The following is an 11,825-nucleotide window of genomic DNA, read 5'->3' as shown; positions in this document are numbered from 1 at the left end:
GTTATTCGTTCCCCCGGGTGTCGAGCAGATCAATGATGGCCTGCGTGGTGCCCGACTCGCCCAGGCGCGGGAACACGTGCTGGAGGCTGTAGGCGTGGGCCTCGGGGTTGGCATCGGTCATTGCATCGATGGCGAGCGTCACGTTGAAACCCAACTCATAGGCCTGGCGCGCGGTGGCTTCGACCCCGGTGCCGGTGGCCACGCCGGTGACCACCACCTGCGTGACGCCGAGGGCCTTGAGCCGGGCCTCGAGGTCGGTGTTGGCGAATGCGCCCCAGCTGCGTTTGGTCACTCGCAGGTCAGTGGGTTGTGGGTTGAGTTCGGGGATCAGCTCGGCCCAGTCGGGCGCCAAGGCTTCGCTGCGCCGTGGTCGCTCGGTGCGTCCCGGCGCAAAGCCTGTGACGTTGACCAGCACCACCGGCAAATCGTGCGCGCGGAAGGCATCGAGCAGTGCGCGCGAGCGCTGCACCACCTCGCCGATCGGGTGCATGAAGGGATAGCCGATGATGCCGTGTTGCAGGTCCACGATGATCAGTGCGGTTGTTGCATCCAGCGAGGTGACAGCCATGCTATTTCCTCAAGCGGGTAGGGGAGAGTCAAAAGTCGGCGAGGCGCTCCAGCAGTTTCACCGCAGCGGCGAGTTCGTCTTGTTCCTGGGGCGACAGTTGTTCCTGCAGCGCGCGCAGCAGCCAATCGTCTTTGGCCGCGCGGTTTTCGCTCAGGTGTTTGCGAAAGCTCGGCGTGAGACTGATCAGCGTCTGCCGGCCGTCGCTTGGGTCCGGCTTGCCGCTCACGGCCTGCATCACTTCCAGCCCGGCCACGGTGATGCGCATCGACTGCGGCTTGACGCTTTCGGCGCGGGCGAGGGCAGAAACAGTGCTCGGTCCATCGCGATCCAGGCGCAGCAGCACGGACTTTTGCGCGGTGGTGAAATCATCAGGATGGGTTTGCTCGCGCAGGCGGCGGATCAGCTTGCCCAGGGAGATACGCAGCTCGGCGGCCAGGGTGGCGGCGGAATGCGATGAAGGGGTGGAGGGTGGTTTAGTCATGCTGAAACCGTAGCATGGGCACAGGAAAACTGTACAGTTTAGCTGTATTAATTTTTTTTCATGTGGGGGTGGGGGAGGGCGAGCAGTTTCTCTGTAGGGAATGGATTTGTTGTGGCGCGCAAGCTTCCTGTGGTGAGCGGGCTTGCCCCGCGTTGGGCTGCGTAGCGGCCCCAAAGCCATTCCCTGAGTAGTTCCTGATACACCGCATTCTGCTGGATTGGGGCTGCTGCGCAACCCAACGCGGGGCAAGCCCGCTCACCACAAGGGATGATCGTTCGTCACAAAAAGTCGGCTGGGGACTGAAAGTCGGGCAGGCACAACACGGCCACCTTGATAATCCAATGTGTCCTGTGCGTACGCCCCCCAGTTAAATTTTTTCTTGTGGGGCGTGGACCGGTTAGCAGTGTCTTTGTGGCGAATGGATTCGTTGTGGCGAGCAAGCTTCCTGTGGTGAGCGGGCTTGCCCCGCGTTGGGCTGCGTAGCGGCCCCACAGCCATCCACTCAGTAGTTCCTGACACACCGCATTCTGCTGGATTGGGGCTGCTGCGCAACCCAACGCGGGGCAAGCCCGCTCACCACAAAGGATGACCGCTTGCCACAGAAGGTCGGCTGGGGACTCTTGGTTCCAGGGCATGATCAGTTACCTCCTGATCATGCGTATTAGCCTGTAAACCATGTCCCCGGTTAGAAATGTAAACGATGTCCCCGGTTTGTACCGGGGCAAGCCCGCTCGCCACAAAGGGTGATCACTCACCACAAGGAATGACCACTTACCACAAAAGATGAGCACTCATCACAACAAGCCTGCTTACCACCAAAGATGATCACTCCCCACAACAAGCCCGCTCACCACAGAAGACGATCGCTCCTCACAAAAAAGTCTGTCAGGCACAACGCGCCCCCCGCGTGCCCTGGGTTTATACTCGTCCCCCTCGCATTCAACTCCTTCACACCGAGATACCCCATGAGCAGTTCTCTCCCTCTCGCCCCCGCGCGCACGCCTGTTGCGCCGTTGGTGGCTTTTATCATCCTGGTGCTTGGCGCCCTGTTCCTGCAAAACAGCGTGGGCTCGCGCCAGGTGTTGTTGCTGGTGGTCGGCGCGGCGCTGGGCCTGACCCTCTACCACGCCGCCTTTGGTTTCACCTCGGCCTGGCGGGTGTTCATCAATGATCGGCGCGGCGCTGGCCTGCGTGCGCAAATGGTGATGCTTGCGGTGGCGGTGCTGCTGTTCTTCCCGGCGCTGGGGGCGGGCACGTTGTTCGGGCAGCCGGTGGTCGGGCTGGTAGCACCGGCGGGCGTTTCCGTGGTGTTCGGTGCGTTTATTTTCGGGATCGGCATGCAGTTGGGCGGCGGGTGTGCGTCCGGCACGCTGTTCACCGTGGGCGGCGGGAATGCGCGCATGCTGGTGACGCTGTTCTTCTTCATTTGTGGCTCGTTGATCGCCACGCACCATGTCGACTGGTGGTTTGCACTGCCGGCGTTCCCGGCCGTGTCCATCGTCAAGAGCTTCGGCGTGGTGCCGGCCTTGATCCTCAGCCTGGCCGTGTTCGGCCTGATTGCAGCTGTCACCGTGCGCTTGGAAAAACGCCGTCATGGCCAACTCGAAGCCGGCGTGACCAGCGAGCACCAGGGCCTGCGCCGTTTCCTGCGCGGGCCGTGGCCATTGGTGTGGGGCGCGATTGGCCTGGCGCTGCTCAACTACGCGACCCTGGCACTGGCCGGGCGGCCGTGGGGGATTACCTCGGCGTTCGCCTTGTGGGGCGCCAAGGTGGCAAGCGGATTGGGCGTGGATGTGGCCAGCTGGGCGTTCTGGCAGATGCCGGGCAACGCCAAGGCGCTGGCCGCGCCGGTGTGGGAAGACATCACCAGCGTCATGGACATCGGCATTGTCCTCGGTGCGCTGCTGGCTGCCGGCCTGGCCGGGCGTTTTGCCCCCAGCCTGAAAATCCCGGCGCGCTCGCTGGTCGCGGCAGTGATCGGCGGCCTGCTGCTCGGCTACGGCTCGCGCCTGGCCTACGGCTGCAACATCGGCGCGTACTTCAGCGGCATCGCCTCGGGCAGCCTGCATGGCTGGGTGTGGCTTGTAGCGGCGTTTATCGGCAATAGCGTGGGCGTGCGCCTGCGGCCGTTTTTCTTTGCCGGCGAGCGGCCGCAGGTGGCGTTGAGCGGTTGCTGAGTCACGCCTCGGGGGAAAGGCTGGGCTCTTGGGCCGCTTCGGCCGCCAGCTTTTCCCGATCCGCCTTGCTGATATAGCGGTCCTTGCTTTTCGGCGCCAATTTGGCGCTGGCCTTCTTGGCCTTGGCCTTGAACAGCTGCTGGAGTTTTTTCTGGCGATTCATCGGTTTTTACCTGGTGGATACAGGCCGCGATGATACCAGTTTAAAAATCGCCAGCCGCTGCCTGGGTCGCTTTTTAGCGCCGATCTGTGCATTGAGTCACCGTGTCTTTCGCCAATAATCGGGCCCTGAATCCCCGACTATTGAACGCCACAGGGAAGACACGATAAGCCTCCACACCCGCACCAAACGCTTGGCCTGCCTCATCGCCGACCTGCCATTTGGCAGCTATCAGCAAAGGCTCGGATCAAACATGCAGCGCATTTGATGCAATTATTTTTTCAGAGGCTTTTTTGCGGCGCTGTACGTCCCAAAAACTCACTGATCAACGCCACCACCTGCTGCTGAATCTGCGCCCGAGGCCGTGCGCCCTCGCCGTCGCGGCAGATCATGCCATCCCCCGGGGAATCCTCTTCAATCAACGCCATGCCGCCCGGCTTGCAGATCGTCATGAAGCTAAAGTGCGTGGCGTCGCCGATTTCCACGTACTGCGTGGATGCTTTTGGCAGGCGCTTGACCATGTCGGCGGATTCCAGATTGGGATCCATATCCTCTGACGGCACGCCCCCCGCGATCACCAGCGCCGGCACCGGCAGCGCGGCCAGGCTGGCGTCGGTCAGGCCGCGTGACAGGCCCAGGTCCAAGGACACAATGGCGCTGACGCGAGTGTCGCTCAAGTCCGCCGCCAGTTGGGCTTTGCCGGCAGGCGTACCGGCGGGGTTCATCTGCTGGTAGCCAATGCAACCACCGAGCTTGGGGTGTGCGCTGCAGTCGCGGCTGAACAGGTCGGGGTCGAAGCGTGCGCCGGCGATTTCCAGCACGGTCCAGCCGCCGAGGGAATGGCCCACAGCGGCAATCCGCGTCTTTGCCACCGCGCCAAACTGCGTCGGTTGAGCCAGCACCGCATCGATGGCGCGGCTCAGGTCGGCCGGGCGTTGCCACAACTGCGCGGCGGCCTGCGGGCTGCGGTCCTTGCTGGTGGTGCCAGGGTGGTTGACCGCCGCCACGATGAAGCCCCGATGCGCCAACGCACTCGCCAGCCATACCTGGTTGAGCCAGTTGCCGCCGTACCCGTGGGACAGCACCACCAGCGGATGCTCACCGGCAGCGGGCGGCGCGTCGGGGACGGCGAGCGCGCCGACGAACACCGCGTTGTCGGCGATCAGCTCAGGTGTGGCCGAGGTGCTGGCGGGGTACCAGACGACCAGCTCGAGTGGGCGAGTGTTTTTCGCATCCGCCAGGGTGGCAGTCCGCAAGCCCACAGGGCTTTCGGCGGCCACGGCGGGAGTGGCCAGGCACAGCAGGAACAGGGCGCGCAGTGCAGTTTTCATTGTTGTTATCGTCCTTGATTCGGGTGGCGCATCATTACCTGAAACCTGCCGCAATGCATCCCCGGCTGGCCACAAAAAAGCGGCCAACACCGCCGACGTTGACCGTTGACGATACCGTGCGGCAGCATGCGTCGACTCGTTACACCTAGCCTGGAACCCTATGCCTAGCCCTGTGGACCTTCATGAGTTGTTGACGCACGTCAGCGATGAACCGTCGTTCATCCGTTTTATCGAGGCGCTCGGTACCGATTTCGCCCACGAGCGCGAGATCGAAAAGACCTCGCCTTCATCACCCTATGGGCCCGGTGCGCTAGGTTGGGAAAACTGCTCTGTCGATGCGTTCTTCGAGGCGGCAACCGCATGGGCAGAAGCCAGCGCCGGGCTTGCCCAAACGCAAGCAACGGCACCCAATGTGTGGCAACGCTGCGCGTCGATTGTATTCGCCGGCAAGTTTTATGAGTGAGCCCCGCACACCCGCCGCCGCCGCGGTGAATCTGCTCACACGCGGCGTATTACCGGAGACCGAACTCAACAGGCTCTTGGCACAAGCCGAAGCCAGCGGCTTGACCCTGGATGACCTGGCCGACCCATGCGAGAAATTCGGCGTGACACCGCAAGCGCTGCTGAACGGCCTGTCCATCAGCGTTGCCGAGCGCTATCTCCAGGGCACTTTGACCTATGCGTTCTGCGACGGCGTGCTCAACGGGCTCATCGGCGCCATCGTTGACGTGGGCATGTCCCGTGACCTGCCGCAGCCTGCGTTTTCGCTGTATCAGGCGTTCGATCAGGGCGAGTGGCGGCGCAGCGACGACCCGCCCGAAACGGACCCCGGTGAGAAATATGTGAAACCGTTGGTCTTGCAGATAATGCGCAAGCTTCGGGATTAGTGGTTGTCTGTCAGTGCCAGGCGCGCGGGCTGATTCGGGCAATCCGCCGTTCAACTTGCTATTGGCCAACCCAGCCCCATAACTATCCTTGTATCCATTGAGCGGAAGGACAGACCATGACCAACCCAACCGAAACCGCCATCCTTGCCGGCGGCTGCTTCTGGGGCATGCAAGACCTGTTGCGACGCTACCCCGGCGTGCTGCAGACACGCGTCGGCTACACCGGCGGCGACGTGCCGAACGCCACCTACCGCAACCACGGCAACCATGCCGAAGCGATTGAAATCGTGTTTGACCCGGCGGTAATCAGTTACCGGCAGATCCTGGAATTCTTTTTCCAGATCCACGACCCGAGCACGCCTAACCGGCAGGGCAATGACCTCGGCCCGAGCTATCGGTCGGCGATTTATTACCTGAGCGAACAGCAGCGCGATATTGCGGAAGATACGGCGGCGGATGTAGACGCGTCGAAGCTGTGGCCGGGAAGGGTGGTGACAGAGATCGAGCCAGCAGGCCCGTTTTGGGAGGCGGAGCCCGAGCATCAGGATTACCTGGAGCGGATTCCCAACGGCTACACCTGCCACTTCATTCGACCGAATTGGAAGCTGCCGAAGCGAGGCTGACAGGGAGTTGCGGCAGAGAAGCCCGAGCGGAGCCTGATTCAGGGCCCGCTAGGTGGCTTCTTTCTGGACCGCGAACACCCACCGCCCCAGTGGCCGAAAATACACCCAATCGAAAACATCAAAGAGCACCCAACTGCGGGTCTTTACCGAAAAAGCCTGAACCTGTGGGCTCGGGGAAATACTGATGCCATGACTGACGGAGAAAACGCCCTCAGGCACGTCCCCACTGCGAGACGGCTTCCTGTCGTCAAGGAGGCCGACTTGCAACGTGCCGACCACATCCGCCAGTGTCAGCGCTAAGACTTCGCCAGTTGCAACACGGCCGACAACCGCGCCGTTAAAGAGCACCAGCAGGGGGACACGTCGCCCATGGGCGCTATCAAAAAAGCCACGCTTGCGACAAATCGTAATGTCCATAGACCGTTCTCGATTGAGGCATCACATCAAGTTTCTTTCGTTTCCACTACCAACTATCCCGCTCACCGAGGAAGTGAATGTGGAAAAGCGTAGCGGAGAACGGGCCAGGCGCAGGTATCAAAAATAGGCGAAGGGATTCGGGTCAGACCCTGAAGCCCAAAACCCCTCAACTTATGGCCACTTAGGTGCAGCACTTGTTGGTGATGACTCTTCTGCGTGTACCGCGATCGTTTCAGCGGTGGAGGGCGTTTGGGCCCAACCCAGCACAAAGATGCCAACGGCAAACAGCAACGGCGCGCCATAGACTTTGTAGTACACCCAAACCTCAAACGGAGCGAAGAGGGCAAACAAGGCATTCAAGAGTGCCAGGGCAATCAGTAGCAATGACAACTGAAGCACATAGGTCCGCCAGTGAGCCTGTGTACGCTTCAACCGCGCACCGAACACGGCGTGCAGCACATTGACGCGACCTCCGAGTTCCAGGACGGCGATCAACAGCGCAAACAAACCAAGCGTGAACGGCGGCCCGAACCGCAGAAAATCCTGGCTGGCAAGCAATTCAGCACCGATAGTGAACCCCAGCGCCAGGCTGAATACTACGGAGTAGATGAAATACGCCAGGTAGGTGCGCCATAGGAGGCTGAGGGCTAGGGAGAAGCGTTGTTTTATCATTGCTGCCTACGTCCTTGTGGTTGGGGAGGGCGGCATTCTAATGTTTTGGGTGTCTGTTTGGTGTTGTCGATTGGGTTTAGGCTGAAAGGAATCGTGCTTTGCTGGCTTTCTACTACTGTGGCCGGTTGGGGAGATCTTGATTGCTTGTGACTGGCTGCTTTCGGCCAAAAGCGGTCACCTACCGCAGACAAAATCGGAGGCGATTCATTATTCTCGGTCACGCAGAACTCCCCCTGTTGCGTTAAGCCTAGTGATTTTGGCTCGCCCCCCCGATGACCGAATTTTCTTTTGACGATCTTCAGGTATTTTCGTTTTCTTTAAACGTTTTGCTTCAAAGAGAAAGTAGCAAGGATTCTCCTTGACGTTCTTTCTATAATCAGCATACGTTTTCGTACCGTGTAAAGCCGCAGTTAGTGTTCCGAGCAGACTCATCCCGGAAGTGACCACCGCAGCCGCGAGCCCGCTAAAGGCAAGTCCGAGATCGGCCAATGCAGCCCTTCTAACAGATTTTATTTTGTTTGATATAGCCCTGACTTGTACTTCAGACATTTCATGTTCTATATCGACAATCTTTCTTTTGATTATTTCGGAGTCGCTTTCATATCGAAGCTCTCTAAATCTTGCCTCTAAATCCGTCCTGAAACTCTGAAACGCTTCCCCGTCATTGTTACGAAGATTCATAAGATCACGAGAGCTTATTTTATCCATGTAAGGCAACTTCATTTTCAAAACACATTCTATCGCATTTTCCGGAATTCCTTTATCAACCTCCACCATTGAGCTGCGTAGAAGTTGACTATCGAAATTAGAGGAGCAAGCGTAGACAGAACTTAAACTATGAGCTAAGGAAATGTCAGTTGTAAGCCCTCTAAAATAATTAGCTGCGCTTCTAGTCATCGACTCCGTTACCCATTTGTCGAAATGGGCTTGGCTAGGTGGAAACGAAGGAGTGTTCAATCTAAATTGAGCAATTCGCGTCTCATCGTCAAACGACACCGTTTCTTGAGACATGAGATTGTAGATATAGCCGGCCCCAGCGCGTGTCCCTTTAAATCTTATAAATATTGTCCTACAAGGCTCTAACCGATCAGTAACTATCAAACCGTCTGGTGTCGCCTTCGCTGTAAAAATCTCACTTTTTTCCCTAAATATTTGCAAAATAGGTGTTGGTATAAGATCGGTATACCCATTCGCACTATAGTAGATTGGTATTTTAACGGGTGCTTCGGCGTGCAAGCTTATAGGGTAAAACTTGAGGTATCCTCCGACAACCATGTCCCTTTTCCTTAATACGTCTTTTACCGCTCCCGCTAACGCGAATCTGTCTAATTTTTCCGCGCTTGAGCCCATGCCCAAATAGCCTGACATGGTCGAAGACATAGGGCTTTTAGGTGCTGTAAAGGGGAATATCGGGTCTGGCAAAATCATCTGCTCGACATATAGTGCCGCTCTCTTCAAACTGTTAAGGCTGCTCATGTCTGCGCTGCCTACGCAGCTCAAACTTCCTGCAGTTTGGTTTATTTCAAGAGTTAAGCGACCTAGCTCAGCAATACAATGCTTTCTATAGCTCTCCAGCTCATATTCTAAACTCTGATCAGACTCTCCATCATAGTTGGTGGAAATTAGCGTCGGGTCCGTCAGCAAGCTGTGCGCCAGAAAATCAAAAATTGTATTGCTCATAAATTGCTCCAAGCCTAAATATATAAAATAAAGCGGCACTGTCAGTTGAGCATGCGGTAAAGCGAAAGTTGCAGTCGACGTTTTAAAAGCTATTCATCAAAAAAATAGCAGATAGCCATACAGAAGTCTACGTCCCATGAGCTATGTTCCGTTACGCACCGCTCATAATAATAGCTTGTACACTGCAGAGCTACCTTGTCTGTCCACTTTTGGCGGAAATCAAACGGCTGCTAAAGACTTAAAGTCGGCGGTCGCAAGGGCCGCAATCGGCCAGAAGCGGGAAGTCATACATTGCCTTTTATCTCAGCTATTCATAAACGGCCGCGGCAGCAGCGATGGCCAACTCACTTGAGAACTAGCATCGTGATGGGACGTCGTAGCGCTGTGGAATTGCAAACGCTAATCTTCTCGCAGACCAGTGGAGGACAAGTGTATGATGGTGAATATCACAGATGCCCAAGGCATACTTGTCTAACTAATGGGTTAGGGAATGGCGATGGCGGATAAGAAAAATCAGCATTTTGTACCGCAATATTATTTTAGATTTTTTTCTGATAACAAAAAGTTTGTTCCTCTGATTAGTTTAGTAGATGGAAAAATTATCCCGACAGCGTCTATCAGGGACCAGGCTTCGAAAAGTTATTTTTACGGCGACAAGGATATGGAGGAAAGAATTAACGAGTTGGAAAATTTATTTTTACCGCCATTAAGAAAATTAAAGGACTATAAGTCTTTCGATCAGCTTTCACTCGAAGAAGTAATCCTTGTAATACAGGGGGTCGTTTTCCAAAGGTCTAGAACATTAGCAGTCAGGCTTGACCAAGAGTCGACAGGTCAGGAGTGGGCTGACATGATGTTAGAAATCGCGATTAACACTACTGAAGAACTTACTGCAGAGGATCGAGCGCGACTTAAAGATAATTTCAGAGCTGTACCAAATATGGCTGAGATTCAAAAAATTCAGATGATTGAAGCCATAAAAAATGCGCATTTTTTATCCGACCTAGGGATGGCAGTACTCAAGAACAGAACCAATCGACGATTCATATTTGGCGATGCCCCAGTGGTATATTTTAACTATTTTCAGAAAAATATAAAAAATAGAGGGGTGCTTGGTATGCGTAACCCCGGTCTTCAGATCTACTTCCCAATAAGTCCTCGGGCGGCGATTTTTCTTTACGACACAAATGTCTACAAGCCCGAGGTCAATAAGTTATCGCAAATCGACATCCGGCTTAAAGCTGATGTTGATAATCTAAACCTGCTTCAGATTCATAATTCCGCATCGGCAATCTATTTAAGCTCATTAGATGATAGTTACGCACTTCGTGCCTTATGGGAGAAGTCGCAACGCACGCAATTTAATGCTAAAGGGAAACATAGGACTTTCTCCGTTAATCACGAAGGAGAAAAAAAAGAAATCTTTCATCAATACGATGAGCAGCTTCAGCTCGTGCCCCAATTAATATTCTGTCCTTGCCCAGAGCTCGCGAAAAGTGACCTTTTGATTGACCGTAGTACTTGGGACGGAAAGGCGTACATACCCGAAGTGCGGCAATGGCACTTTCCTGACAAAACGGTCATTCCCGAGCGATGACTTCCGACCCATAGCTGCCGGTCGGTATCAATAGAAATTAGCGGTTTTCTTTCGATCATGAAGGACTACAATCAACAAGAAACAGCCAGTCAGATCGATATGCCAATTAGGGGCAATCCAATATAGTATTACCTGAGGGATTAGAAGTAGGGCAGAAAGCATGCACGGTCTGGCTACCGGACACCCGAATTTTGATAGGCTTGTGTTTTCGGTTCTACCTGGAGCGCGTAGGTGCGGATCGCTATCGGTGATAAAACTAGGATGGGTTTAAAAGGGAGATAATGATGGAATATCTTTTGAGTTTGTTATCAGGCGGGGCTAGTGGCGCAGTATTGGTATGGCTCTCCAAAAGCTGGATCTCAGAACGTTTGAAACAATCAATTGGCCATGAGTACTCTCGGAAGTTAGAGCAGCACAAGCATGAGTACTCCCAAGAGCTAGAAAAGCACAGGTCGGAACTTAATGTGCAACTTGAGAGAGCAAAGCATTACAATCAAGTTAGTCAGATTAGAACGTCTCTGTTTTTTGATCACCAGCGGAATGCGTTTGCAGCAATCATTAGAAAGACAGTTGAGGTGAATGACAAGTGGACTGAAGATTACGATCCGCAAGAGCGGTTGTATAGCTCTGTTCCGCGAGATGAATATCTAGAGTTGGTATCATTATTTCATGAGCATCAGTTGTTTTTAGATGACGAGTGCCTCGTATTTATGACACTGCTGATGGATGCGTATACAGACTCTTACCCTTACTTTGATGGCATGGAAACGCATTATAATGACAACTCTGAGGTCTTTGGATTTGTCGATTATATCATCCCGAGAATGGCTTCTATTTTTAGGAGTAAGATTGGTGTTGGTGATAACTCAGTTCACCTTCGTCAGATTATAGTTTTGTCTGCCATGATCCTCATTAATGGGATTAATTTGCAGATATTGGGTTTTGATTTTCCACCCAATGGCGTACTTCATGTAAAAAATAAGCATAGGGCTGCCGACATCGTGAAAGCTGGCATGGAGAACCTGGCGGAGCTTGAGCGAAAGTTGACCGAGCTAGATCAGTATCTTAATGACAAAGATGTCGGCTTTGTGGATATCCAGCTAAAAGTTAGGCGATGCTTAGGTGTTATGAATAAGATATTAATAGAGGGTGGCAAATTTTGATCTGCATCATTGGTTAATTGAATGGGTTCAGACGATCTCGCCTATTGTTCGATAAACTACCTTTATGAT

Annotated in this window: 13 protein-coding genes; 6 read left to right on the top strand and 7 right to left on the bottom strand. The window is 54.7% G+C overall.

The features are described from left to right. Window position 1: 1 nt before the first annotated feature. Together AC07SI_RS25345 and AC07SI_RS25340 are read right to left on the bottom strand one after the other, a co-directional pair. Window positions 2–568, bottom strand: coding sequence for an isochorismatase family protein (locus AC07SI_RS25345; protein ID WP_495006723.1), 567 nt, complete (start codon window positions 566–568; stop codon window positions 2–4). Between the two features lie 28 nt (window positions 569–596). Further along, window positions 597–1,049 carry a MarR family winged helix-turn-helix transcriptional regulator gene (locus AC07SI_RS25340; protein ID WP_262134021.1) on the bottom strand — a complete coding sequence of 151 codons (453 nt, stop codon included), beginning with the start codon at window positions 1,047–1,049 and terminating at the stop codon, window positions 597–599. Window positions 1,050–2,014: 965 nt separating this feature from the next. Between AC07SI_RS25340 and AC07SI_RS25335 the strand changes: the two genes are divergently transcribed. Continuing rightward, entirely contained in the window at window positions 2,015–3,226 is a 1,212-nt protein-coding gene (locus AC07SI_RS25335; protein WP_120449247.1) for a YeeE/YedE family protein, read from the top strand. Window position 3,227: 1 nt separating this feature from the next. Here AC07SI_RS25335 and AC07SI_RS25330 read toward each other — a convergent pair whose 3' ends face one another. Both AC07SI_RS25330 and AC07SI_RS25325 read right to left on the bottom strand, forming a co-directional pair. Further along, window positions 3,228–3,389, bottom strand: a complete 162-nt coding sequence (locus AC07SI_RS25330; protein ID WP_065904377.1) for a DUF2986 domain-containing protein — start codon at window positions 3,387–3,389, stop codon at window positions 3,228–3,230. 278 nt (window positions 3,390–3,667) lie between these two features. Further along, complete coding sequence (locus AC07SI_RS25325) at window positions 3,668–4,717, bottom strand: alpha/beta hydrolase family protein (protein WP_120449246.1); 1,050 nt, start codon at window positions 4,715–4,717, stop codon at window positions 3,668–3,670. Window positions 4,718–4,877: 160 nt separating this feature from the next. Between AC07SI_RS25325 and AC07SI_RS25320 the strand changes: the two genes are divergently transcribed. The 3 genes from AC07SI_RS25320 (at window position 4,878) to msrA (ending at window position 6,227) form a co-directional block, all read left to right on the top strand. Further along, entirely contained in the window at window positions 4,878–5,180 is a 303-nt protein-coding gene (locus AC07SI_RS25320; RefSeq protein ID WP_495006722.1) for a DUF7660 family protein, read from the top strand. Next, the gene (locus AC07SI_RS25315; RefSeq protein WP_495006721.1) at window positions 5,173–5,604 is read left to right on the top strand and encodes a hypothetical protein; all 432 of its coding nucleotides are present in this window, start codon (window positions 5,173–5,175) and stop codon (window positions 5,602–5,604) included. Before AC07SI_RS25320 ends, AC07SI_RS25315 begins: the two co-directional genes overlap by 8 nt. Window positions 5,605–5,720: 116 nt before the next feature. After that, a complete protein-coding gene (gene msrA / locus AC07SI_RS25310) occupies window positions 5,721–6,227 on the top strand; it encodes a peptide-methionine (S)-S-oxide reductase MsrA (protein WP_065904383.1) in 507 nt (168 codons plus the stop codon). Window positions 6,228–6,275: 48 nt separating this feature from the next. Here the strand turns inward: msrA and AC07SI_RS25305 are convergent, their stop codons facing one another. From AC07SI_RS25305 to AC07SI_RS25295, 3 genes are all read right to left on the bottom strand, one after another. Continuing rightward, window positions 6,276–6,644 (bottom strand): hypothetical protein, encoded by a 369-nt coding sequence (locus AC07SI_RS25305; RefSeq protein ID WP_495006720.1) that lies wholly within the window; start codon window positions 6,642–6,644, stop codon window positions 6,276–6,278. Window positions 6,645–6,815: 171 nt separating this feature from the next. Beyond that, window positions 6,816–7,316, bottom strand: coding sequence for a septation protein IspZ (locus AC07SI_RS25300; RefSeq protein WP_495006719.1), 501 nt, complete (start codon window positions 7,314–7,316; stop codon window positions 6,816–6,818). Between the two features lie 207 nt (window positions 7,317–7,523). Then, window positions 7,524–8,996 (bottom strand): hypothetical protein, encoded by a 1,473-nt coding sequence (locus tag AC07SI_RS25295; RefSeq protein ID WP_495006718.1) that lies wholly within the window; start codon window positions 8,994–8,996, stop codon window positions 7,524–7,526. A 496-nt stretch (window positions 8,997–9,492) separates the two neighbouring features. On the opposite strand from AC07SI_RS25295, the gene AC07SI_RS25290 reads away from it, so the two are divergent. After that, window positions 9,493–10,593, top strand: a complete 1,101-nt coding sequence (locus AC07SI_RS25290) for a DUF4238 domain-containing protein (protein ID WP_495006717.1) — start codon at window positions 9,493–9,495, stop codon at window positions 10,591–10,593. A gap of 284 nt (window positions 10,594–10,877) precedes the next feature. Further along, entirely contained in the window at window positions 10,878–11,756 is an 879-nt protein-coding gene (locus tag AC07SI_RS25285; protein ID WP_495006716.1) for a hypothetical protein, read from the top strand. Window positions 11,757–11,825 lie beyond the last annotated feature (69 nt).

The sequence above is a fragment of the Pseudomonas sp. GW821-FHT05D12 genome, from assembly GCF_059419825.1.
This window is presented reverse-complemented; position numbering and strand designations above follow the sequence as displayed.